Annotated in this window: 23 protein-coding genes and 1 pseudogene; 13 read left to right on the top strand and 11 right to left on the bottom strand. The window is 60.6% G+C overall.

Going from position 1 to position 21915, the window contains the following annotated elements; genetic code table 11:
• Positions 1-73: 73 nt before the first annotated feature.
• Positions 74-1228 carry a copper-containing nitrite reductase gene (nirK, locus tag ACS4RS_RS29160; protein WP_439012459.1) on the bottom strand — a complete coding sequence of 385 codons (1155 nt, stop codon included), beginning with the start codon at positions 1226-1228 and terminating at the stop codon, positions 74-76.
• Between the two features lie 200 nt (positions 1229-1428).
• Between nirK and ACS4RS_RS29155 the strand changes: the two genes are divergently transcribed.
• On the top strand, positions 1429-2643 hold the full coding sequence (locus tag ACS4RS_RS29155) for an NnrS family protein (RefSeq protein WP_439012458.1): 1215 nt from the start codon (positions 1429-1431) through the stop codon (positions 2641-2643).
• 34 nt (positions 2644-2677) lie between these two features.
• On the opposite strand, the gene ACS4RS_RS29150 is transcribed toward ACS4RS_RS29155, so the two are convergent.
• The 4 genes from ACS4RS_RS29150 to ACS4RS_RS29135 are packed head-to-tail and all read right to left on the bottom strand — an operon-like array spanning position 2678 to position 5152.
• Positions 2678-2977 carry a metal-sulfur cluster assembly factor gene (locus tag ACS4RS_RS29150; RefSeq protein WP_439012457.1) on the bottom strand — a complete coding sequence of 100 codons (300 nt, stop codon included), beginning with the start codon at positions 2975-2977 and terminating at the stop codon, positions 2678-2680.
• Positions 2964-3494, bottom strand: a complete 531-nt coding sequence (locus ACS4RS_RS29145) for a DUF2249 domain-containing protein (RefSeq protein ID WP_439012456.1) — start codon at positions 3492-3494, stop codon at positions 2964-2966. The genes ACS4RS_RS29150 and ACS4RS_RS29145 overlap by 14 nt, the downstream gene beginning before the upstream one ends.
• Positions 3495-3499: 5 nt before the next feature.
• Positions 3500-4852 (bottom strand): hypothetical protein, encoded by a 1353-nt coding sequence (locus tag ACS4RS_RS29140; RefSeq protein WP_439012455.1) that lies wholly within the window; start codon positions 4850-4852, stop codon positions 3500-3502.
• A 15-nt stretch (positions 4853-4867) separates the two neighbouring features.
• Positions 4868-5152 carry a DUF2249 domain-containing protein gene (locus ACS4RS_RS29135; RefSeq protein ID WP_439012454.1) on the bottom strand — a complete coding sequence of 95 codons (285 nt, stop codon included), beginning with the start codon at positions 5150-5152 and terminating at the stop codon, positions 4868-4870.
• Between the two features lie 213 nt (positions 5153-5365).
• Between ACS4RS_RS29135 and hemN the strand changes: the two genes are divergently transcribed.
• Complete coding sequence (gene hemN, locus ACS4RS_RS29130) at positions 5366-6718, top strand: oxygen-independent coproporphyrinogen III oxidase (RefSeq protein WP_439012453.1); 1353 nt, start codon at positions 5366-5368, stop codon at positions 6716-6718.
• Between the two features lie 15 nt (positions 6719-6733).
• On the opposite strand, the pseudogene ACS4RS_RS29125 reads toward hemN, so the two are convergent.
• Positions 6734-7005 (bottom strand): annotated as a pseudogene (locus tag ACS4RS_RS29125) (c-type cytochrome); the annotation flags it as partial.
• 137 nt (positions 7006-7142) lie between these two features.
• Here ACS4RS_RS29125 and ACS4RS_RS29120 point away from each other — a divergent pair.
• The gene (locus tag ACS4RS_RS29120) at positions 7143-7280 is read left to right on the top strand and encodes a hypothetical protein (RefSeq protein WP_439012452.1); all 138 of its coding nucleotides are present in this window, start codon (positions 7143-7145) and stop codon (positions 7278-7280) included.
• A 4-nt stretch (positions 7281-7284) separates the two neighbouring features.
• On the top strand, positions 7285-7779 hold the full coding sequence (locus ACS4RS_RS29115; protein WP_439012451.1) for a hypothetical protein: 495 nt from the start codon (positions 7285-7287) through the stop codon (positions 7777-7779).
• A 15-nt stretch (positions 7780-7794) separates the two neighbouring features.
• On the opposite strand, the gene ACS4RS_RS29110 is transcribed toward ACS4RS_RS29115, so the two are convergent.
• The 5 genes from ACS4RS_RS29110 to ACS4RS_RS29090 all read right to left on the bottom strand — a co-directional run bounded on the left by ACS4RS_RS29110 (position 7795) and on the right by ACS4RS_RS29090 (position 13378).
• On the bottom strand, positions 7795-9393 hold the full coding sequence (locus ACS4RS_RS29110; RefSeq protein ID WP_439012450.1) for a CopD family protein: 1599 nt from the start codon (positions 9391-9393) through the stop codon (positions 7795-7797).
• A gap of 19 nt (positions 9394-9412) precedes the next feature.
• Positions 9413-9940 (bottom strand): YcnI family protein, encoded by a 528-nt coding sequence (locus ACS4RS_RS29105; protein WP_439012449.1) that lies wholly within the window; start codon positions 9938-9940, stop codon positions 9413-9415.
• Positions 9941-9998: 58 nt separating this feature from the next.
• Positions 9999-10442 carry a pseudoazurin gene (locus ACS4RS_RS29100; RefSeq protein WP_439012448.1) on the bottom strand — a complete coding sequence of 148 codons (444 nt, stop codon included), beginning with the start codon at positions 10440-10442 and terminating at the stop codon, positions 9999-10001.
• Between the two features lie 252 nt (positions 10443-10694).
• Positions 10695-12620, bottom strand: coding sequence for a PAS domain S-box protein (locus tag ACS4RS_RS29095; RefSeq protein WP_439012447.1), 1926 nt, complete (start codon positions 12618-12620; stop codon positions 10695-10697).
• Between the two features lie 26 nt (positions 12621-12646).
• Positions 12647-13378 (bottom strand): helix-turn-helix domain-containing protein, encoded by a 732-nt coding sequence (locus ACS4RS_RS29090; protein ID WP_439012446.1) that lies wholly within the window; start codon positions 13376-13378, stop codon positions 12647-12649.
• Positions 13379-13615: 237 nt separating this feature from the next.
• Here ACS4RS_RS29090 and ccoN point away from each other — a divergent pair, with 237 nt between their 5' ends.
• The 9 genes from ccoN (at position 13616) to ccoS (ending at position 21890) form a co-directional block, all read left to right on the top strand.
• A complete protein-coding gene (ccoN, locus tag ACS4RS_RS29085; protein ID WP_439012445.1) occupies positions 13616-15238 on the top strand; it encodes a cytochrome-c oxidase, cbb3-type subunit I in 1623 nt (540 codons plus the stop codon).
• A 9-nt stretch (positions 15239-15247) separates the two neighbouring features.
• Complete coding sequence (gene ccoO, locus ACS4RS_RS29080) at positions 15248-15982, top strand: cytochrome-c oxidase, cbb3-type subunit II (RefSeq protein ID WP_439012444.1); 735 nt, start codon at positions 15248-15250, stop codon at positions 15980-15982.
• 8 nt (positions 15983-15990) lie between these two features.
• Positions 15991-16143 (top strand): CcoQ/FixQ family Cbb3-type cytochrome c oxidase assembly chaperone, encoded by a 153-nt coding sequence (locus ACS4RS_RS29075; protein ID WP_049732173.1) that lies wholly within the window; start codon positions 15991-15993, stop codon positions 16141-16143.
• Between the two features lies 1 nt (position 16144).
• On the top strand, positions 16145-17008 hold the full coding sequence (ccoP, locus tag ACS4RS_RS29070; RefSeq protein WP_439012443.1) for a cytochrome-c oxidase, cbb3-type subunit III: 864 nt from the start codon (positions 16145-16147) through the stop codon (positions 17006-17008).
• A gap of 11 nt (positions 17009-17019) precedes the next feature.
• Positions 17020-17205 (top strand): hypothetical protein, encoded by a 186-nt coding sequence (locus ACS4RS_RS29065; protein ID WP_439012442.1) that lies wholly within the window; start codon positions 17020-17022, stop codon positions 17203-17205.
• A gap of 194 nt (positions 17206-17399) precedes the next feature.
• Entirely contained in the window at positions 17400-18968 is a 1569-nt protein-coding gene (gene ccoG, locus ACS4RS_RS29060) for a cytochrome c oxidase accessory protein CcoG (protein ID WP_439012441.1), read from the top strand.
• Entirely contained in the window at positions 18965-19450 is a 486-nt protein-coding gene (locus tag ACS4RS_RS29055; protein ID WP_439012440.1) for a FixH family protein, read from the top strand. The genes ccoG and ACS4RS_RS29055 overlap by 4 nt, the downstream gene beginning before the upstream one ends.
• Complete coding sequence (locus ACS4RS_RS29050) at positions 19447-21735, top strand: cation-translocating P-type ATPase (protein WP_439012439.1); 2289 nt, start codon at positions 19447-19449, stop codon at positions 21733-21735. Before ACS4RS_RS29055 ends, ACS4RS_RS29050 begins: the two co-directional genes overlap by 4 nt.
• Positions 21732-21890, top strand: a complete 159-nt coding sequence (gene ccoS, locus ACS4RS_RS29045) for a cbb3-type cytochrome oxidase assembly protein CcoS (RefSeq protein ID WP_439012438.1) — start codon at positions 21732-21734, stop codon at positions 21888-21890. The genes ACS4RS_RS29050 and ccoS overlap by 4 nt, the downstream gene beginning before the upstream one ends.
• The last annotated feature ends 25 nt before the right edge of the window (positions 21891-21915 follow it).

The following is a 21915-nucleotide window of genomic DNA, read 5'->3' as shown; positions in this document are numbered from 1 at the left end:
CGCAAGTCGCGCCCCTAAAACATGAATGGTGCGCGGGCCGCCCCTGGCCCGCGCACCGCCCCCTCCGCCCAGGTCAGCTCGCCGACGGTGCCCTGACCGAAGTCATGAGATCGTCGTCCCATTCACCGGTCACCTTAAAGTGGGCCGCCGCCCCCAGCTCGAAAGCCTCTATAAGGTTGTGGTTCACGTAGGCGTAGATGCCTGGCTGAGCGAAAGTGTAGAGGGCAGCACCTGCCGTACCGCCGGGGATGAACCAGGTTTCCTGGTCCGTGTCGGGCGGGTTGAGAAATTTGCCGGTCGCCCAGACATATTCGCCGTGCCCGCCGATCAGATGCGGCCGCGTATCCCGGTTGGCCTGCGAATGGACGATCAGGACGGTTTCGCCGACCTTCGCGGTCATTGCATCGTCTCCGGTCAGAGCTCCGACAGCGCCGTTGAAGACGATATGGGTTGGCGTCAGCGTCTTCATGACGGCGACTGTGTCCTCGTAGGCTTCGCCGGGGCTGTCGTATTTCTTGAATTTGCCCGTTTCGTCACGCGGGATGTAGAAGTCCTGCTCGCCGACATAGTAGACCTTGTCGTAGACGAGGGGCTTTCCCTTGCCGTCTTTGAGACCCTCGCGCGGCAGGACCATGATCGCGCCGTTCATGCCCGAGGTGACGTGCCACGGCACCATGCCGGGAGGTGCACAGTGATAGACGAAGACCCCGGCCTTGGTCGCCTTGAAACGCAGAACGGTGCTCTCGCCGGGGTTGACCACCGTCAGCGCCCCGCCGCCCAACCCGCCTGTTGCAGCGTGGAAGTCGATATTGTGCTGCATCGTATTGGTATCGGGATTGGCGAGGGTGAGCTCGACATAGTCATCCTGATGGACCACCATCAGCGGACCGGGAACCGATCCGTCAAAAGTCATGGCGTTGATCTCGGTGCCGTCCTTGTCCAGAATCATCTTCTTTTCCTGGATGGTCAGCGTGAACTCCTTGATCGTCGGCCCGGCCTCGGCCTTCAGCGTGTGGGCATGGACAAAGGGCGGCCTGACGAGCTCGACCTTCTCGCGGGGAAGCTTCGAGAGGTCAACCTTCGTCTGTCCGGCTGTCTTGAGGGACTCGGCCGAGGCAACTTCTTCGTTAGCCTGCACCGTGCTGGATATGATGATTGGCGTCAGCGCTCCGGCAACAGCTGCACCCGTCAGCATCGTGCGCCGGGTCATTTGCAGAGTATTTGTCATGTCTAATCTCCTGTCGTCGAAGACCGAGCGGACGCCGCCCTGTCGAATGGAGAGTAGAACAAAGCGGATGGAATTCTTTGACGTGGCGCAAACTGGCTATTTGTGCCGGCGCAAAGTTCAAAAAATCTTCTTTGCGTAATCTCAACGACTTCAGTCTCGCCTGCCGGCATTTCTACATGATCAAAATGGAGACATCGATCATGCAGAGTACAAGGAACGTTGAGGCGAGGGAGCCGCGAGGGATGAGTCGTTCCGGAACAGCGCTGTTCTCTTACGGCTTTCGCCCTTTCTTTCTGGCCGCCGCCATATGGGCGATCGTCGGCATCGGCCTCTGGACGGCATTCCTGAATTATAGCGTTGCCCTGGCAAGCGATTACGGGACGCTCTACTGGCACGCTCACGAGATGCTCTTCGGTTTCGCCCCCGCAGTTCTTGCCGGCTTCCTCCTCACCGCGATTCCGAACTGGACAGGCCGCCTTCCGATTTCCGGGCCTCCGCTCGCGGCGCTTTTTGCAATGTGGTGCGCCGGCCGGATCGCCATGTTAGCGAGCAGCGGCATCGGGGTGACGGCCGCCGCCGCCATCGATTGCCTGTTCCTCCCCCTGATGTTCGGCTTATGCGCCCGGGAGGTGGTTGCGGGAAAGAAATGGAAGGATCTCAAGGTCGTCGCCGGGTTGGCGGTCTTATCCGTCGCCAACTCCTTCTTTCATCTCCAAGTGATCGGCGGCGGCAATCCGGAGCTTTCCATTCGTCTCGGCCTTGGCGCCTACGTCTTGCTCGTCACGATCGTTGGAGGGCGCATCCTGCCGAGCTTTACGCGAAACTGGATCAATCAGCGCGGCCGCACGGATTTTCCGGTTCCCTATAACCGTTTCGATGCGGCAACGATCGTCGCCGGCGCCATCTCTCTCACTACCTGGGCGCTCTGGCCCGAGGCCGTCGCCACCGGCTTGTTCGCGGCCGCCGCAGCGGTGATGAACGCAATCCGCCTCGTCCGCTGGCGGGGGTGGGTGACCTGGCCGGAGCCGATTCTCTTCGTGCTCCACGCCGCCTATGGCTTCGTTCCCCTGGGATATGCCGCCGTCGCCCTCGGGGCCGCCGGGCTGTCACAGATCGCCATTCTTCATGTCTTTGCAATCGGCGTCATGTCGATGATGATGCTGGCGGTCATGACGCGTGCAAGCCGAGGCCACACGGGGCGGCAGCTCAAAGCGAGCCGAATGACCAATGCATCCTATATCGTGCTTGCCGCCGTTGCTGTCCTTCGGCCGCTGGCAGAGCTGCTGCCCGCGTGCACCACGGAGATATTGTTGCTGTCTTCCATCGGTTGGACGGTCGCGTTCGGCCTGTTTGCGCTCGAACATGCACCGTTCCTATGCCGCGACCGGAAACCTCTCGTCGCGAGAAAGCCATGAGGGCGAATGCCGCTTCAGGTGATGGCTTCCGCATCTATTCGCCGGGCAAGCGCCCCATCATCTCCGGCGACCAAGCCGGCTCGTAGACAAGGTCGACGCTGGCGGCCGAGACCCCGTCGATCCCTTCCGTCCGCGCTTTCACAGCCTCGGCGAGGAAGGCGGAGGCCGGACAGAAACGCGTCGTCGTCGTCATTTCTATTCTGACGGCACCATCGTCCGAAATCTCGATGCCGTACACAAGTCCGAGCGCTACGACATCCGTTCCGAGTTCCGGATCCTCGATGGCGCGCAACGCCGCCAGAATCGTGGATTTGGAGGCCTTAGGGGCAAGCATCGGAAACCCTCGCCGGTGTTGCCCTGATCATGATCCTGTAGATCTTGCCGCTGGCGTCGAAATTCCCGATCCACTCATGGCCGCGCGCCTTGAGCTCATTGAACAGGAACAGAGGCTCGCGGTTCAGAAGCGCAAACAGCACTTCGCCGCTCTCCATCGTCTCCAGGCGCGAAAGAATGCGCTCCATTGGTTCAGGTGGAGCGAGGTCCGTCAGATCGAGATTCCATCTCGGCTCCGGCCAGATTGCCTCCGCCGTCGCGGTCGCCGCTTCGACATTGCCGCCCGGCTTTTGCCCGGGAACGAAATCGATCTCCCAGTCGTCGTCGGCAAGGCGCTTGCTCAGATGCGAATAGCCGCGCTGCTCCAACTGGCGGATCAATGGGACGGGCTCGAATATGGCGTGCAGCCGCACACCCTCGCCGGGAGCGAGGGCTGCGAAAGTGTCCATGATCAGCTGAAACGGCATGCCGCCGTCCCGCAGGATCTGTCTGACGTCGAGTTCACGAAGCTGAACCATTGGCGTTACCTCTGTGGTTTGGCGGCGACGAAAAGCGCCGGCCGTTGAAAGGGTGCCTGCTTCGCGGCCGGGTCGACATTCGCCAGGCGACGTGCGAGGACAAGCTCGATGGCGAGAGCAGCGGTGGCAAAAGTTTGAGCCGTAACGGCAAAACGAAAACCCGCATCCGATCCAGCCGCGATCGCCGCCGCTGACGCAATGACGGCAAGATAGAAGATGCAGAGCCAGGCCATAGTCCGTCGCTCCTTTATCAGCTCGGGCAGCCGGGGTGTCGGCCTGCGTCCGAGAAGCGGACCGAAGGCCTCGATCCAGGTCAGGAAGGGAACGATCTTGAGGAGTTGCGACAAGCCGAGGCCCGTCAGCCAGCCGAAGACGAACAGATAGGTTATGGCGGTAAAAATCTGCTGGCCGGCGTCATAGACAAGGGCAACGGCAAACATCGGCACCGAAAGGCCCAGCAGGACGAAAGCGGGCAGGGATCCCGACATGTTCAACTCGAGGCTTTTTCGGCGTCTAGCACGATAGGTCAGCAACAGCTCGGCGAGGTAGGCCGCGATCGGAAGCTGGAAGAACAGCGATCCAATCAGAAAGACGCGCTGCCCCAGGGAGGGTTCAAATATCGTCGAGACCGTCGCAACGCCAAGCGTTGTCGCGGCGAACGCTCCCGTGCCGCAGACGAACGGCGATTTCTTCATCTCCTGGGAAAGCAGGAACATCGGAAGCAGCTTGTAGCTGACGCCGATCGCGGCAAAGGTCATCCATCCGGCGAGGCCAAAGCTCGCGTGGAAGGGCGCGGCATCGGCGACGAACTCACTGATGCCGGGGCTCGTTGTCAGTCCGGAAACCGTGACGGCAAACAGCGATCCCAACGCGACGGTCATCGCAAGGCAGCCTATGCCGAGCATGACTAGCGGTGAGGCAGCATGAGCCGCCCTGCCGCGCCACAGACCTGATAACAGCACCAATGCGATCGACACGAGCGAGACCGGTAGCACCGACGATGCCGCGATCATGACTGGGCCTGCCATAGCGGATCCCGTGTCGATCAGCTCGAAACCGCATAGGAGAAGTCCGAGGCCGGCGACCGAGCCAGCAAGGCAGGGCAGGTCGAGCCACCCGGTCGACGGGCCGAGGCCTGTCAGCACGGGCGTGAACTGCAGCAGCGCCCCAATCATCAGCAGGGCGAGCCAGCCGATCGTCATCGAATGCACGATCATAAGCGCATGGGGTTCGGCGACCGGCGAGGACGGCGCCCAAACTCCCGCCGAAAGCAGGCTTTCCGCCAAAAGCAGGAAGATGAGCGCCGCGCCGAAATAGGACATTGTCCAACGCGACAGGGTTGTGCCGACGGGCATCATCGCGCCGATCCGAACTCAATGGCTGCCGCAGCAGCAGTCACAGCCGGTATCCTGCCGGGTGATCTGCACCCGCCAGATTTCAGGGCCTTGTTCCAGATAATCCCAGGCGAACTTCCCCGGAAATCCGGTTTCAAGTTGGTAATGCAGAGGCCGAGGCTCGTGATCGCTGGTGATCAGCAAACTGGCGCCGGGAGCCAGCGCGCGGAGCGTGCCGAAGATCCGGGGATGCCTCTCGACGGCTGCCAGCATGCGGACATCGATATGAGGGGTTTGGCCCTGGGCATTTTGCGCTTCAGTCATTCTTGTTCGTTTCCTTGTACCGCATCCTTCGAACAGACGGGATCGCGGCTCATCCCGTGTCAGAACGAGATTTTAGGCGGCTTCGGAAGAGCTGACTTTGACAGCGGACAAATATCCTGGTGATTCCAGGCGAAGGATCATCATTGATTTGGGACAAGGAAAACCGCGCGGCCGCAGGTCATAAAGCATCCTACTTTTGAAAAGGATGGGACAATGTCCGATGATCTGGTCGCCAAATACGGCGACGCGCGGCTTCCGCGTTATACGAGTTACCCGACGGCGCCGGCTTTCTCAGCCGCGGTGGGGCCCGATGAATACGCAAGCGGCCTCGCAAATATTGGAAAAGCCGGCCCCGTTTCGGTTTACCTCCACGTTCCATTCTGTCGTTCGATGTGCTGGTACTGCGGCTGCCACACGACCATCACCCGGCAGGATGCCCCGGTCGTCGAATATCTTGATGTGATGAGCCAGGAGATCGAGCTCGTCTCCTTTGCCGCCGGAAACGACGTGCCCGTCAAGAACGTCCATTTCGGCGGCGGCACGCCGACGATCATGAAGCCGCAGGAATTTTCCTCCCTGATGGCAAAGCTCCGGAGCGCTTTCGCATTCGAGGCGGATGCCAGCGTCGCGGTCGAGATCGACCCGCGCACATTGGCTGCTCCCATGATCGACGCGCTCGGCGAAAACGGCGTCGACCGCGCAAGCCTCGGCGTTCAGAGCTTCGATCCGATCGTGCAGGCCGCGATCAATCGGCTGCAATCTTTCGAGGAGACGGAGACGACGGTCGCCGGGCTGCGTTCGGCAGGGGTGACCAGCATCAACTTCGACCTTATTTATGGCCTTCCCAAGCAGACCGTCCAATCCTGCGTCGAAACGGTCCGGCTGGCCGCAGAGCTGCGCCCGGAGCGTTTCGCCGTCTTCGGCTACGCCCACATACCCGCCTTCAAGAAGCACCAGCGCCTGATCGACGAAGCCACGCTGCCGGACGCAAAACAGCGCAACGAACAGGCGGAAGCGATCGCCGAGGAACTTCAAAAAGCCGGATATCAGCGCATCGGGCTCGATCACTTTGCACTGGCGGATGATCAGCTGGCGCTCGCCGCGCGCACCGGTGCGATGAGAAGAAACTTCCAGGGCTATACCACGGATGACTGCGGCAGCCTCATCGGCCTCGGCGCATCTGCGATCGGGCGGCTGCCGACCGGCTATATGCAGAACCACGTGCCTCTCGGCCTATATGCCGAGCGGGTCGCCTCCGGCGTGCTGCCCACGGCCAAGGGATATATTCTCAGCGAAGAGGACAAGCTTCGGGCGAGGATCATCGAAAGGCTGATGTGTGATTTCGAAGTCGACCTCGGAAAGTTGAGCAGGGATTCCGGTTTCGACACCGGTTTCCTTGTCGAGCGCAACGATCGGCTGAGCGAACTCGTGGCCGAAGGCGTCGCGACGATCTGCGGCGAGAGGATCGTCGTATCCCAGCACGCGCGCTTCATGGTGCGCGCCGTCGCGGCGGCATTCGACGCCTATTTCGGCTCTCACGGACGCACGCATAGCAAGGCTGCGTAGAGCCTTCCTCGTTAGTTGTGCCGCCATCCAGGCGTGGGAGCGCCTCGTGGGCGCTTGCCGGATTCTTGTCGCCGCCTCAGCGGATCCAGACGTTTCGCCGTCCAGTGTGTGTGGCAGTTGATACAGGCGTTCTTTTTCCAGATGCGCTTGCCCCTGGCGACGCTTTCGGTCAGCGTCGCCTCATCGGTCGATACGGTCGGGATGCAGCAACGGCAGTGCGCCGTCAGCCCGACGAATATGGCGAAGAAGAAAGCCGCCCCGACATGGAACGCGTTTCGTTCTGGGATGCAGCTTCGCTCTCGGGCTGGGATGAAATCAATGCGGCCATACTTACGACGGTGGGGGTGATATCGCATCCTCTCTTTGATCGATCGCAAAGAGGTCGCCGATCATCCAGCCTAGGTTCTGTTGACCGGAGATTCTGATGACCGACGCTCAGATAGGACTATCGATAGCAACGCCCGTGATCGTAACCTTCACGATCGCCCTCTATCGCATGGGTGTCGTCTCCGCGGTTCTCGCGGCAATAGCGATCGCCGCCAGCTTCTTCTTGCAGAGGTAATATGATGAACAGTCCGATCCCGAACGATTTCGCGGAACTCGAAAATTGCTACGATCAGCTCCTGTCCTGGTGCGACGCGCTGCGGGCCGTCGCCGACTTCCTGCCTTGCCGTATCGACGAAGGGCTTTGCGGCCGTATTTCAACCGGCCTGCTGCCTCTCTTGCTGACGACACATCAGCTCGAAGACCGCCTGATTTCATCGGGACTTGGACTGATCATGGAAGCCGGGGAACGGACCGACGCGGAGGAACGCCGGCGAGCGGGTCGCTTGTTCGATTATGGCGCAGCGCGGGACATCGTCGTCACGCTGGAAGCTCTTGGCGAGGGGCGCTGCCGGCTCTCCTGGGAAGCCGTCGGATATCAACTGTGCTCGTTCTTCTGCTCGATGCGCCGGCATGTCAAATCGGAACGCGAGTTCATGAGATTGATAAAGCGGGCCATCGAGGCTGAAACTGCAGTGCTGTTGCCGGCGGCAATCGATCAAACAGAAGCGGCCTGAGCAAAGCGACCGCCGTTATTCCGACAGGCGGCCCTCGATGTGCACCGCGTGGAAGTCATCGACGAGCACTTCAATATCCGCCAGCCAGCCCACCGGCTCCCGCACCGGAATTCCATCGGCATCCCATCCACCCTGCGGCGTCCTAGCGAGTTCGAACTTCATAGGCTCGATCGCCACCCCCGGGTTTTTCAGGCGAAGGACAACCTGTTTCGGATCGAGAACACCGAAATCGGGAGCCATGACGGCGACGTGAACCTTCCTGGTTCCGTTTGCTTCGGCGCCGAGCTCCAGTTGAGCCATCGCTCTTTCCGAATGCAGATGTATCGATATGGCCGGAGAGAGCTCAGCGGCTTTCACCGGCCCCGGACCTGCAAACCGCCAGAAACCAGCCGTGCCGACGATCGCGATGGCCAGCACGAATTCAACGGCAATGCTTCGACGCAGTCTCTCTCGAGCAATCGGGTCCCCGGCCAGCGTCGGTCTGGTCAGCCAAAAACGATTATAAATGGCGACCATGCAAAGACACGCCACGAGCGCGATCTTGATCGCCAGGATCTGGCCGTAGGGCGACGACAGGAGTTGGGTGAGCGCCGGAAGCTCCACGGTCGCCAGCAGGCCGCCGGCAGCGATCATGATGAGGAACGGAAGGGGGATTGCCCGCGAGAAGCGGTTAAGCGGTCGCAGGTTTGGCGGCGTTCGGCTGAGCTGCCAGAGCGGCAGAAGACTTCCGGTCCAGAACAAAAGTGTTGCACTGTGGAGGAATATGGCGGTCTTCGCCGCCCAGCGCGGGTCGGCCACACTGCAGTGTCCGCTGAAGGTAAAAGCACTCGCAGCCAATATCAGGGCGGCTGAGGCAAGAAGACGGCCCGTGATATTGCGACCAGCGCAGGGGAGGGCGACCGTGAGCAGCGAGAGGAAAAACAGGCTGGCGCAAATTGCCGCGTCGCTTTGCATGGCAATCTTGAATGGCTCCGCACCGGCAAACGCAAGACCGCTTCCTGTTTCGTCCAGCCCTTGCAAATAAAGCCCTGTCGCCAGCAGGGCGATTCCGGGCAGTATGATGGCGGCGCCTGGTGACGGGCCATGGCCGGATCCCAGCCAGCGGTCGAACAGCGTGCCGCCGACGACACATGCCAGGAAAAGGATTGTGGTGCTGTGCACAAGCCAGATGGCAATCCGCAAGGAAAGTGCCGACCGCTCGCCAACTGCAACGGGCGGCTCCATCGAGGGTGCGCCGACATTGAAGAGGAGCGTCCCGCCGACCGGATGGCCGTCTTCGGATTCGACGCGATAGCTCACGATCACCGTGCCACGGACGTTCGGATTCGAAAAGCGCAGCCGGACATCCGCACCCGATGTCTCTGCCTTTAATGCCTGATTTGCGCCACCGCCGGCACTTGCAGCCGCTCGGATGATCCTGACAGGCTCGTTGAAATGCAATTGGATTTCGGCCGGCGGCAGCCCCAGTATCTCGTTGGCGGCCGGGGTCGAATTTTTGAGTGTGGCGTGGGCAAGCGCCTCTGTCGGCAAAAACATCCCGATCGTAACGACAGCGGCAGTGCAAGCCGCTTGAAGAAGAGGCATCGCCCGGATTGGGAGCTTCGAGGACCACATGGCAGGCACCCTTGTCCGTTTACGAGCGTGGTTGCTCGATCACGTCGAAGTAGGGAGCAGGGGTCTCGTAATCGTCGGACGACTTGCCGGCAGCCGGCACCTCGATCCAGCGTTCGACGGCCCCGTCGGTGCATTCCTGAACGATGGGGACGTAGATGCGGGTGCCCGGCGCAATCTCCTTGGCAACCGTCGCGCGGAAAACGAACTCGTCATATTCATCATCGGCAAGATTGCCGCCGGACCATGTGATTTCTCCAACACCCTCTTTCACGGGCTTTCCGTATAGGTCGTAGCCTTTCTCATAGGCTGCCTCGACCTTCTCGACCGACCAGCCCGGTTTCGGCATCGGCTTGGCGGACAGCAGGCCCTCCGGGATCTTCACGCGTATTTTAATCGTTGCCTTGCCGTCGCAGCCGTGTCCGACGCGAAGGATCGCCTTGTATGCCTTGCCTGACGGAGCCTGGTTCTGCTCGAGGGTGATGTGCGCACTTGCTGCGCCCGCCGCGCAGACCGCCGCCGCCAAAGCAATCGTCATGGCCTTGTACATGATGGTTCTCCATCGTGCGGGATGGCGCGCAATCGCGGCCATCCGCACTGCCGATTTCTTACTGGGTGATCTGCGAGAGGTCGGCATCCAGCCGCTTGCGCGCCATGTTCGGAACCTTTGCGGTCTTGATCGCATCGAGGTTGGCCGGGCTGTCGCCGACCTGGATCAGCGCAACCATCCCCATGCCGGCGTGCGGCGTGCACTTCAACACATAGGCGCCCGGAACGTCGAACTTCGTCTGGTACTGCTCGTTCGCCTTCGACTTGAACTCCGGGGCGCCGTCGGGGATGAGCCCCTTGAAGGTCTCGACATTATGGGTCTTGTCCGTGGGGATGAAGGTTACGGTGTCGCCGGGCGCGATCTTCAGGAAGCCGGGCTCAAACACCATCGCGCCGTCCGTGCCCTTGTTGAGCATCTGAACCTGGTGGTCGGCAGCCATCAACGGCGCCGCCGAGACAATCAGGGCTGCCGTTGCAGCGATCAGACCGAATTTCAAATTCATTTGCATATCTCCTGTTCTGCGAGGTCCGATTTGGCCTCGTCAACATCTTCTAGGATATGCTGGTCCCGCCTTCTTTGACGCTCGTCAAATTCAGGAAAAAGCTGGCAATTTCGCCTTGAAATATCCGTTTGAAGGGACTGTTTGGATGAGGCGACGGTGAGTATTAACCTGACGAAAAGGTCGGCCCTGGCAGAGCGCCATCGCCTCCGCCAGGGCCGGTTCCATAGGTAAGCCGGATGGCGGCCGCGCCTGTCACTTTGCGTCGAGAAGCTCGCGGATCGTCAAAGCGAGGTCTCTTGCCGTGTAGGGCTTGCGCAGCCATTGCGCACGGGGAACGATGCCTTTGCCCGCCAGACCTGGCTCGGAATATCCTGACGTGAACAGCACGGCAATATCAGGTCGCAAAACGCGCACCTCCTGTGCGAGTTCGTCGCCGGTCATCCCGCCGGGCATCACGATGTCCGTAAACAGGAGTGCAATGCCAGGGTTTTCCTGCAGGAGGTCGAGCGCTCGGTGGCCGTTTTCAGCTTCGCACACTGCATAACCCATCGAGGCGAGCCGGGCGACGGCGACGCGGCGAACCCGTGCATCGTCCTCGACGACCAGGATCGTTTCATCGCCGCGCGGCAACTGGCTCTCGCCGGCATCCCCGTTCGGCACAGATTCCCCAGCATTCGCTCCACTGTTGGCGGGCAGATATATCCGGACTGTCGTGCCACGCCCGACTTCGCTGTAAAGCTGGAGATGGCCGCCCGATTGCTTGACAAATCCATAGACCATGCTCAGGCCGAGACCTGTGCCCGAACCCACTTCCTTTGTCGTGAAAAACGGTTCTATCGCCCGCTTCCTGACCTCTTCGCTCATGCCTACGCCGGTATCCGTCATGGTCACAAGCACGAAGTTGCCGCTGCGCACCTCCGGGTACATCTTTGCATAGTCGGCATCGAGATGGACCCGCGAGATCGTCGTCGTGAGGCTGCCGCCCTTGGGCATGGCATCCCTTGCGTTCAAGGCGATGTTCAAAATTGCGTTCTGGAGCTGCGAACTGTCGACAAGAACGTTCAGGCCCGACCCGTCGATGACGGTCGACAGCTTGATATCCTCGCCGAGCGTTCGCCGGAGCAGGTCTGAGAAGCCGCTCACGAGCTGGCCGAGATCCGCGTGCTTCGGGTTCAACGGCTGCCGCCGGCCGAAAGCCAACAATTGGCCCGTAAGGATCGCGCCGTCCTGCGCCGCCGACTGCGCCTCCTTGAGAATTTCACGAAGATTGCCGGGCGGCAGCTTATCCTCGATCATTTCGAGATTGCCGCTTATGACGGTGAGGAGGTTGTTGAAATCGTGCGCAATACCACCCGTCAATTGCCCGATGGCTTCCATCTTCTGTGCCTGGCGAAGGTCTTCCTCGATTTTAAAGCGGCTTGTCAGATCGCGGACGAAACCGGTGAATATTCGTTCGCCCTTAACCGTCGCTTCGCCGACATGGAGTTCCATCGGAAATTGCGACCCGTCGGCTCGCTGGCCGGTAACGACACGTCCATAGCCGATAATGCGCTTCTCGCCGGTTTCGATATAATGATGGATATAGCCGTCGTGGGCGTCGCGATAGGGGTTCGGCATCAGGTTGCTGACGTTGCGGCCGCAGATCTGATCGGAAGACAGTCCAAACAGCTTTTCCGCCGCCTTGCTGAACGAGAGTACCGTTCCCTTATGGTCGATCACCACCATCGCGTCCGGCACGGTGTCGAGGATCGAGCTCAGATGCGCTTCGCGGGATTTGACCGCCTCCTGGGCGCGCCGCAGTGCGCTGACGTCGCTATTCGTTTGGATGACGGCAAGGTCCCCATCCGGCAGATTGGCCAGCACGCAGCGCGACGCGACATGAATGTCGTGTCCGCTCTTGTGACGGTGAACGATTTCACCCTGCCAGAAGCCGCGCGACTTCAGTTGGTCGCGGATGTTTTCCGTCGGTTCGGGAAACTTCGTCGCCAGCAGTTCGTAGACCTGTTCGCCGACGGCTTCCTCCTTTGCCCAGCCGTACATATTTTCGCATCCGATGGACCAGTGCGTAATCGTTCCGTCGAAACGATGGACCAGGATATCTGCTCCGTCGAGCACGTGCACCATGGCATCCAGCTCCTGCGGCGATGCGGTTCTCGGTGACACGAGGCGATGGGGCATGAACGTCGATCCTGCGGCTTGTTGCATCAGTGTGGCTTGACCCTATGACAGGAATCCTCCGAAAAATCATCAGCGTCGCCCGACAACTGTATCAGCCGGGCGAGATTGACGATCCGCAGGTCATGCCTGCCTTCGGGAACAACGATGTTGCGCGCCGCAAGTTTCGTGATCGTCCGGGACACGGTCTCAATGGTCAGGCCGAGATGGTCCGCGATGTCCTGGCGATTCATCGGGACGCGCAACAGGCTCTGGCGCGACCGGGGATTGCCGCGGGATGCAAGCTTGACGATGAAGCTGCAGAGACGCTCCTCGGCATTCTTCTTCGACAACAGTACCATCTGCTCATGCGCTACGGCCGCTTCCCGACAGAGCAGCGAGATGTAGGCCGGGCCGAGCGCATTCGACCGAGCGACTTCTTCGTGGAAGCTCTTGCGCGACAGCCGGCGAATCTTGCATTCAGTGACGGCCTCGGCCGTGAAAAGGAAATCGCTTTGCAGCGACGCGCCGATGAGATCACCGGCGAAATGAAACGCGGTTATCACGCGGCGACCTTCGCCGATGATGCGATGCAGGCGGACGACACCTTCTTCCACCCGGAAAAGATGGTTCACCTTATCGCCCTCCCAGCAAATCGCCTTGCCGGCTGCGACGGGCTCGGCGGCCGAGCTTACGAAAAGCGACGACAGCGATTGGCCCGCTTGAACGGCTTCGCACGTCTTCTTGGCATTTTCGAATGCATGGTTGTTCTGCATCAGCATCGTCGTGTCCCCTGGTTGCTGTGGGTGCATAAGAACGCCGCTGCGTCACACAGGAATGATCGGACAGTGCCAAAGAGTGAAAGATTGTAACAGTCTGTAACAGCGGCGGCCCGCCTCCGCTTTCCTGCTCCCTGGTTGATGTAGATCAAGGAGCAATTCCAGCCTTCATGACAGTCCTGCCACATACGACGAGAAAGTCGGCCGCAAGACGGTCGTCTTTGCACTGGGGACGACATCATGAATTACTCGACGGAAACGATGGTGGTCGCGGTCGCGGCGTTTCTAGCGCTGCTGGGGGCCGCATTCGCACATGACCATCTCTTTGCGGTCCATATGGGCATACTGTGCTTCTGCCTTTTGGTGGGAACAGTGCTCCTGATCAGGAATGTGGATTTTGCGCCGGCTGACCAGCGGCGGAAGATCGACCTCTCAGGCTATTTCGACGAGGTGATACGCTACGGCCTGATCGCCACGGTGTTCTGGGGTGTCGTCGGCTTCCTCGTCGGCGTCGTCATCGCGCTGCAGCTCGCCTTTCCCGACCTCAATCTGGCGCCATATCTCAATTTCGGGAGATTGCGGCCCGTTCATACGTCGGCTGTCATCTTCGCATTCGGCGGCAACGCGCTCATCATGACGTCGTTCTATGTAGTGCAGCGCACCTGTCGCGCGCGTCTCTTCGGCGGCAATCTCGCCTGGTTCGTCTTCTGGGGCTACCAGCTTTTCATCGTGATGGCTGCGACCGGATACGTCCTTGGTATCACCCAGGCCCGCGAATACGCCGAGCCCGAGTGGTATGTCGATCTCTGGCTCACGGTCGTATGGGTCGCCTATCTCGCCGTCTACCTCGGAACGATCCTGAAGCGCAAGGAGCCGCATATCTACGTGGCGAACTGGTTCTATCTTGGCTTCATCGTCACCATCGCGATGCTCCACGTCGTCAATAACCTGGCGGTGCCGGCGTCGTTCCTCGGCTCCAAGAGCTACTCGTTCTTCTCGGGCGTTCAGGATGCGCTGACCCAATGGTGGTACGGCCACAATGCTGTTGGCTTCTTCCTCACCGCCGGCTTCCTGGGCATGATGTACTATTTTGTGCCCAAGCAAGCCAACCGGCCCGTCTATTCCTACCGGCTTTCGATCATCCATTTCTGGGCCCTGATCTTCATGTATATCTGGGCCGGCCCGCATCATCTGCATTACACGGCGCTGCCCGATTGGGCGCAAACGCTCGGCATGGTCTTCTCGGTCATGCTCTGGATGCCCTCCTGGGGCGGCATGATCAACGGCCTCATGACCCTTTCGGGCGCCTGGGACAAGATCCGCACGGATCCGATCATCCGGATGATGATCGTCGCCATCGCCTTCTATGGCATGTCGACCTTCGAGGGCCCGATGATGTCGGTGAAAGCCGTCAATTCACTCAGCCACTATACCGAATGGACGATCGGCCACGTGCATTCCGGCGCCCTTGGCTGGGTGGGCATGATCACCTTCGGGGCGATCTACTATCTGACGCCGAAGCTGTGGGGCCGGGAGCGTCTCTACAGCCTGCGGATGGTCAACTGGCACTTCTGGCTCGCAACGCTCGGCATCGTGATTTATGCGGCGGTGCTCTGGGTTGCCGGCATCCAGCAGGGGCTGATGTGGCGCGAATACAATTCCCAGGGCTTCCTGGTCTATTCCTTCGCAGAAACCGTCGCAGCGATGATCCCCTACTATGTGTTGCGCGCCGTCGGCGGGGCGCTTTACCTGGCGGGCGGCCTCGTCATGGCCTGGAACGTGTTCATGACCATCCGCGGGCACCTGCGCGACGAAGCTCAGATCCCAGCGACTTTCGTGCCCCAAGCACAGCCTGCCGAATGAGGTGAAGACATGGCATCGATACTTGATAAACACCAGATCCTCGAGAAGAACGCGACGCTTCTTCTCGTCGGCTCGCTGCTCGTCGTCAGCATCGGCGGCATCGTCGAAATCGCTCCTCTTTTCTACCTGCAGAACACTATCGAAAAGGTGGAAGGCATGCGGCCCTATACGCCGCTGGAACTCGCCGGACGAAACATCTACATCCGCGAAGGCTGCTATCTCTGCCACAGCCAGATGATCAGACCGTTCCGCGACGAGGTCGAACGTTACGGCCATTATTCGCTGGCGGCCGAGTCCATGTACGATCATCCCTTTCAGTGGGGATCCAAGCGAACCGGGCCCGATCTTGCCCGCGTCGGCGGACGTTACTCCAACGAATGGCACGTCCAGCATCTCGCAAATCCGCGCGCCGTGGTGCCGGAATCGATCATGCCGAGTTACGCCTTTCTCAAAGAGCAGGAAGTAACGGTCAAGGATATCGGCATGGACTTAAAGGCCAATGAGGACGTGGGCGTGCCCTACGACCCCGATATGCTGGCGAATGCCGAGACCGACATGAAGGCGCAAGCCGATCCGAACGCGGATACGGCGGCCCTGCTTGCGCGCTATCCCAAGGCGAAGGTCGGTGATTTCGACGGCGATCCCGCCAGACTGACCGAAATGGACGCTCTGGTGTCCTACCTGCAGATGCTCGGAACGCTGGTCGATTTCTCGACCTACGACGACGCGACCGGCTACCGATGAGGTGATCCATGGAAACCTACACCGCAATGAGACACTTCGCCGACAGCTGGGGCCTTCTGGCGATGGCGGCATTCTTCGTGGGCGCGGTTGCGTTCACCCTTCGCCCAGGCAGCAAGCAGACGGCGAAAGAGGCCGCCGATATTCCCTTGAAGGACGATTGAGATGTCGGAAAAACATATTGACGAATTCAGCGGCGTCGAAACGACCGGACATGAATGGGACGGCATTCGCGAACTTAACAATCCAATGCCGCGCTGGTGGGTCTGGACGTTCTACGCAACGATCCTGTGGGCGATCGGCTATGCCATCGCCTATCCGGCCATCCCAATGATTACCTCCGCCACGAAAGGCTATTTCGGCTATTCGACGCGCGCCGAACTGCAGCAGGAGCTCGATCTCGCCAAGGCATCCCAGACGAAGTTTCATGATCTGATCGCTGCCAAGACAGTGCAGGAGATCGATGTCGATCCGGATCTTCGTGAATTCGCGATCGCCGGCGGTGCGTCGGCATTCAAGGTGAACTGCGCGCCCTGCCATGGCTCGGGCGCGAGCGGCGGTCCGGGATTTCCGAACCTCAATGACGACGACTGGCTGTGGGGCGGGGACCTCGACACCATTCAGACCACGATCGCCCACGGGGTCCGCTTCGACGGCGATACCGATACCCATGCCTCCGAGATGCCGCCCTTCGCCGAGGTTCTGGAGCCTATCCAGATGAAGCAGGTCGCCGCCTATGTCTGGGGCCTGACCAATACGCCCTCTGATGCCGGTCTCGCCGAGGCTGGAAAACAGATCTTCCTCGACAATTGCGCCGCATGTCACGGCGAGGACGCCAAAGGCAAAGCAGAAATGGGCGCGCCGGATCTCGCCGACGCGATCTGGCTGAAGTCGCGCGGCGAAGACGCCATCCTTCGCCAGGTGGCCTCTCCCAAACATGGTGTCATGCCGGCCTGGGCAGGGCGTCTCGGCGACACCACAGTCAAGGAGCTCACCATTTTCGTCCATTCGCTCGGCGGCGGCACGTAAGGGAAAAAGCTATGACGGTTCATGATCACAATCCGATCCTCGGTCTCTACGGCACGCCGCGCGCCACCATTCGATCGCGCGTGTCGGCGCGCGCCAAAGAGATGGTCCCCCCTTGCGAACAGGACGATCCGGCAAAGATCGGCAATTCGATCGTCAGTTTGACCTGCCTCAAAGATCACAAGCAGACGAGCCGTTAGTTCTGGACTTGTCGAGGACGTCCCAGCGGTGCTCTCCCCCGCAGTTCCTCCAGGCCACGCCCTTACCCCGGGGTGTGGCCTTTCCTCTTGTCTGAGAGGGAACCCGTCCCTCGCAAGACCGACCTTCTTGATCTGAATCAAGGAACGGATGGCCGACAGGTGGGAGAAGAGCAGGTGAAAACCGGATAGGTCCCATGAATCTCTACACTGCACCAGATCCCAACGACATCGAGCGGGTCAGCGTCGAGCCGGTCAACGCCCGTCGCTACCGACAGCCCCTCTACGCGCCCCGGAATAAGATTTTCCCCAAGCGGGCCGAGGGACGATTCCGCCGGTTCAAGTGGATCGTGATGCTGATCACGCTCGGCATTTACTATCTCGCGCCGTGGATCCGCTGGGATCGCGGCCCCTATGCACCCGACCAGGCGATCCTCATCGATCTGTCTTCGCGGCGTTTCTTCTTTTTCTTCATCGAAATCTGGCCGCAGGAATTCTACTATGTCGCTGGCCTCCTCGTCATGGCCGGCTTTGGCCTGTTTCTCGTGACTTCCGCGGTCGGCCGCGCATGGTGCGGCTACGCCTGTCCGCAGACCGTCTGGGTTGATCTTTTCCTCGTCGTCGAGCGTGCGATCGAAGGCGACCGCAACGCGCGCATGAAGCTCGACGCCAGCCCCTTCAGCTTCGACAAGTTGAGGAAGAGAGTGATCAAGCATTCGATCTGGCTCCTGATCGGCATCGCGACGGGCGGAGCGTGGATTTTCTATTTTGCCGACGCACCGAGCCTGGCGGTCTCGCTGGTCACCGGCCGCGCTCCTGCAGCCGCCTACGCCACGGTCGCCATTCTGACGGCGACGACCTATGTGCTCGGCGGCCTGATGCGCGAGCAGGTCTGCACCTACATGTGTCCGTGGCCGCGCATTCAGGGTGCGATGCTCGACGAAAATTCGCTTGTCGTCACCTATAACGACTGGCGGGGCGAGCAACGGTCGCGCCATGCGAAGAAAGCCCAGGCGACGGGCCTGCCCGTCGGGGATTGCGTGGATTGCAATGCCTGCGTGGCAGTATGCCCGATGGGGATCGACATTCGTGACGGCCAGCAGATGGAATGCATCACATGCGCTCTCTGCATCGATGCCTGCGACGGCGTCATGGACAAGCTCGGAAAGCCCCGTGGCCTGATCGCTTATGCGACCCTCAGCGAGTATTCGGCCAATATGGCGCTTGCGACCGATGAGGGAAGAACGGCCATCCAGCCGTCCAGGGTCCGAAACGAAGATGGAAGCTTTGTCTCCACGGTCAGGCACTTCGACTGGCGCATCATCTTTCGTCCCAGAATCGTCTTTTACGCCGCCGTCTGGGCGTCGATCGGCGTCGCCATGATCGTCCATCTCGCCTTCCGCGAACGCTTGGAGCTCAACGTCGTCCACGACCGGAACCCGCAATATGTTCTTGAAAGCAACGGTTCGATCCGCAACGGCTACACGCTTCGCGTCCTGAACATGGTGCCAACGCCAAGGGATGTGACCATTACACTCGTCGGACTGGAGGGGGCGACCATTCGCATTCCCGAATTCGGGAAGCAGGACGACCGCAGTTTTACGGTCCATGCCGAACCCGACCAGGCCACGACGCTCAAGGTCTTCATCACCCGCAAGCCCGATGGAGCCGCAGTCAATGAATTCCTTTTCGTCGTCGAAGATACGGATCGTTCCGATCGGGCAACATATCGCGCGGCGTTCAATACGCCGGGAGACATGAAATGAAGGTTTCGGCTCAAGGTTTTACCGGTTTGCACATGCTGCTTGCCACCTCGGCATTCTTCGCCGTGGTGATTGCCGTCAACGTCACCATGGCTGTCTACGCCTCCTCCAGCTGGAGCGGCCTCGTTGTGGAAAACACCTACGTCGCCAGCCAGGAGTTCAACGACAAAGCGGCGGCGATGAAAGCGATGGCCGCTTCCGGCATCAGCGGCGATCTCTCCATCAAGGGGCGGGAGATCCGCTACGACATCCACGACAAAGGCGGATCACCCGCGATCGTCGACGACGTCGTGGCGAATTTCAAAAGGCCTGTCGGAGACCACGAGGATTTCCGTTTGACGCTCAGGGAAATCAGCGAAGGGCGGTTCGAAGCGGATCATGCGGTCGCCCGAGGCGACTGGATCGTCGAGATCATATCGCGAAGGAACGGCGTGGTCGTCATGCATGAAGCCAAACGCATCGATACCGCGGAGTTGAGCCGGTGACCTGCTGCTCTATGGATACGGAAAGTGTGCTTGCCCTCAGCGCCACATCTTCCAGCGCCGAAGAAGCCCGTCTTGCAAGCCATCCGCTCGGCGCAGGATTGCGCCAGCTCGACCTCAGCGTTCCCGATGTCCATTGCGGCGGCTGTATCTCGACGATCGAAAGGGCGCTTTTGGCGCTTCCCTACGTCAGGAAAGCCCGAGTCAATCTCACCGCGCGCAGGGTGAGCTGCGTTTACGAAGAGGAGATCGACAAGCGCACAACCGATCCGTCCGAGATCCTCACAGCGATCAACTCGGCCGGATACCGCGCACATCTCTTTACGCCGGCAGCCCCCGAAAATGACAGGATCAGCAACCAGCTCCTGCTGGCGATCGGCGTCTCCGGTTTCGCGGCCGCCAACATCATGTTGCTCTCTGTGTCGGTTTGGTCCGGCGCGGATGCCGCGACGCGCGACATGTTTCATTGGATCTCGGCGATGATCGCGGCGCCTGCGTTGGTTTATGCCGGCCGCTTCTTCTTCAAATCGGCCTGGAATGCGCTGAAGCGCGGACGTACCAATATGGACGTTCCGATCTCGCTCGCCGTGACCCTCTCCTATGCCGTTTCATTATGGGAGACCGTTCACCATGGCGAGCACGCGTGGTTCGACGCTTCGGTTTCCCTGCTGTTCTTCCTGCTGATCGGGAGGACCCTCGATCATATCATGCGCGAAAAGGCGCGCGCGGCCATCAATGGCCTTGCGCGGCTCGCTCCGCGTGGAGCTCTGCTGATGATGCCCGACGAGTCGCGGCGCTATATCGCGGTGGAAGAGATCGCGGTGGGAGATAAAATCTTGATTGCGGCGGGCGAACGTGTCCCCGTCGACGGCATCGTCGTCAGCGGGGAAAGCGACCTCGATCTTTCCATTGTTACCGGCGAAAGCAGTCCGGTCGCCGTCGCGCCCGACAGCGAGGTGAATTCGGGGGCGATGAACCTGACGGGCGCGCTCGCCTTGCGAGCGACGAAAGTTGCCAGGAACTCGCTTCTCGCGGAAATCATCGGCCTCATGGAAGCCGCCGAGGGCGGCAGGGCGCGCTATCGACGGATCGCCGACCGCGCCGCAGCACTTTATTCTCCGGTCGTACATCTGTTGGCGCTAGTCTCTTTTCTCGCCTGGGGCTTCCTGGGCGGCGACTGGAAACATGCCATGCTGGTCGCGGTCGCGGTCCTGATCATCACGTGCCCTTGCGCATTGGGCCTTGCTGTTCCCGTGGTCCAGGTCGTCGCCGCAGGCGAGCTTTTCCGCAGGGGCATCATGGTGAAGGACGGTTCGGCCCTCGAAAGACTGGCGGAGGCGGATACCGTGGCCTTTGACAAGACCGGCACGCTGACGATGGGCAGGCCGTGCCTCGTCAGAGTCGAGGCGATGGAAGACGGCGCGGCCGCGATCGCCCGCGGATTGGCCGCGCATTCGCGCCATCCTCTCTCACAAGCCCTGGTGCGGGACGCGGAACTTGTTCATGCGCCGAATTTCGATAGCGTTGCGGAAATTCCCGGCGGGGGGCTGGAAGGTAGACACGGCACGGATGTCTATCGTCTGGGCAACGCGACATTCGCCTGCGGAGCCGATTTCCTTCTCGGCGCCGCCGATAGTCCATTCTCGGAAGTGGTGCTGTCGCGGAACGGCGCCGCGCTCGCCCGGTTCTCCTTCGACGACACGCTTCGCCCCGGTGCTTTCGAGACGATTGATGAACTTGCTGCAGCCGGACTTGAAACCCTGATGGTGTCCGGCGACAGGCACAGCGTCGTCGACAATACGGCGCAGGTCCTCGGTATCAAGACGGCTATGGGCGCCCTGACCCCGAAACAGAAGGTCGACGAATGCCGGAGACTAAGCGAAGAAGGTCATCACGTGCTCATGGTCGGCGACGGGATCAACGATGCTCCGTCGCTTGCCGCAGCGCATGTCTCGATGGCGCCGGCCACGGCGTCCGACATCGGCCGTCAAGCCGCCGACCTCGTCTTCTTCAACGATCGACTTGACGCCGTTCCGATTGCGATCTCCGTAGCACGACGATCCGCCAGCCTCATCCGGCAGAACTTTGCACTGGCCATCGGATACAATTTGCTGGCGGTGCCGATCGCCATCGCTGGGCTGGCGACACCGCTGATGGCGGCGTTGGCGATGTCGACGTCGTCGATCATCGTCGTAACGAACGCGCTGCGCCTGAATGCATTCGGCAAGCGACCCGCTGTGCAGATTCACGGGCGGGTCGGCGGCAGCAGGGAGGCGAAAACCGCATGAACATGCTGATCTATCTCATACCGATCGCGCTCCTCATGGGCGGCATGGGGCTTCTGGCATTCCTCTGGTCGCTGAAGAGCGGCCAGTACGAAGACCTTCAAGGAGCCGCCTGGCGAATTCTCACCGACGACGAAACCGATCGAAAAAACCCCTGAGCGCATTCGAGCCCAACAGGAAAGG

Source organism: Rhizobium sp. F40D2 (assembly GCF_051810745.2).
Lineage (GTDB): Bacteria > Pseudomonadota > Alphaproteobacteria > Rhizobiales > Rhizobiaceae > Rhizobium.
This window is presented reverse-complemented; position numbering and strand designations above follow the sequence as displayed.

What these genes read in the sequence shown, in the direction of transcription:
- nirK (WP_439012459.1), bottom strand. Translation starts at nt 1,228, where the DNA reads ATGACAAATACTCTGCAAATGACCCGGCGCACGATGCTGACGGGTGCA.
- ACS4RS_RS29155 (WP_439012458.1), top strand. Translation starts at nt 1,429, where the DNA reads ATGCAGAGTACAAGGAACGTTGAGGCGAGGGAGCCGCGAGGGATGAGT.
- ACS4RS_RS29150 (WP_439012457.1), bottom strand. Translation starts at nt 2,977, where the DNA reads ATGCTTGCCCCTAAGGCCTCCAAATCCACGATTCTGGCGGCGTTGCGC.
- ACS4RS_RS29145 (WP_439012456.1), bottom strand. Translation starts at nt 3,494, where the DNA reads ATGGTTCAGCTTCGTGAACTCGACGTCAGACAGATCCTGCGGGACGGC.
- ACS4RS_RS29140 (WP_439012455.1), bottom strand. Translation starts at nt 4,852, where the DNA reads ATGATGCCCGTCGGCACAACCCTGTCGCGTTGGACAATGTCCTATTTC.
- ACS4RS_RS29135 (WP_439012454.1), bottom strand. Translation starts at nt 5,152, where the DNA reads ATGACTGAAGCGCAAAATGCCCAGGGCCAAACCCCTCATATCGATGTC.
- hemN (WP_439012453.1), top strand. Translation starts at nt 5,366, where the DNA reads ATGTCCGATGATCTGGTCGCCAAATACGGCGACGCGCGGCTTCCGCGT.
- ACS4RS_RS29120 (WP_439012452.1), top strand. Translation starts at nt 7,143, where the DNA reads ATGACCGACGCTCAGATAGGACTATCGATAGCAACGCCCGTGATCGTA.
- ACS4RS_RS29115 (WP_439012451.1), top strand. Translation starts at nt 7,285, where the DNA reads ATGAACAGTCCGATCCCGAACGATTTCGCGGAACTCGAAAATTGCTAC.
- ACS4RS_RS29110 (WP_439012450.1), bottom strand. Translation starts at nt 9,393, where the DNA reads ATGTGGTCCTCGAAGCTCCCAATCCGGGCGATGCCTCTTCTTCAAGCG.
- ACS4RS_RS29105 (WP_439012449.1), bottom strand. Translation starts at nt 9,940, where the DNA reads ATGTACAAGGCCATGACGATTGCTTTGGCGGCGGCGGTCTGCGCGGCG.
- ACS4RS_RS29100 (WP_439012448.1), bottom strand. Translation starts at nt 10,442, where the DNA reads ATGAATTTGAAATTCGGTCTGATCGCTGCAACGGCAGCCCTGATTGTC.
- ACS4RS_RS29095 (WP_439012447.1), bottom strand. Translation starts at nt 12,620, where the DNA reads ATGCCCCATCGCCTCGTGTCACCGAGAACCGCATCGCCGCAGGAGCTG.
- ACS4RS_RS29090 (WP_439012446.1), bottom strand. Translation starts at nt 13,378, where the DNA reads ATGCTGATGCAGAACAACCATGCATTCGAAAATGCCAAGAAGACGTGC.
- ccoN (WP_439012445.1), top strand. Translation starts at nt 13,616, where the DNA reads ATGAATTACTCGACGGAAACGATGGTGGTCGCGGTCGCGGCGTTTCTA.
- ccoO (WP_439012444.1), top strand. Translation starts at nt 15,248, where the DNA reads ATGGCATCGATACTTGATAAACACCAGATCCTCGAGAAGAACGCGACG.
- ACS4RS_RS29075 (WP_049732173.1), top strand. Translation starts at nt 15,991, where the DNA reads ATGGAAACCTACACCGCAATGAGACACTTCGCCGACAGCTGGGGCCTT.
- ccoP (WP_439012443.1), top strand. Translation starts at nt 16,145, where the DNA reads ATGTCGGAAAAACATATTGACGAATTCAGCGGCGTCGAAACGACCGGA.
- ACS4RS_RS29065 (WP_439012442.1), top strand. Translation starts at nt 17,020, where the DNA reads ATGACGGTTCATGATCACAATCCGATCCTCGGTCTCTACGGCACGCCG.
- ccoG (WP_439012441.1), top strand. Translation starts at nt 17,400, where the DNA reads ATGAATCTCTACACTGCACCAGATCCCAACGACATCGAGCGGGTCAGC.
- ACS4RS_RS29055 (WP_439012440.1), top strand. Translation starts at nt 18,965, where the DNA reads ATGAAGGTTTCGGCTCAAGGTTTTACCGGTTTGCACATGCTGCTTGCC.
- ccoS (WP_439012438.1), top strand. Translation starts at nt 21,732, where the DNA reads ATGAACATGCTGATCTATCTCATACCGATCGCGCTCCTCATGGGCGGC.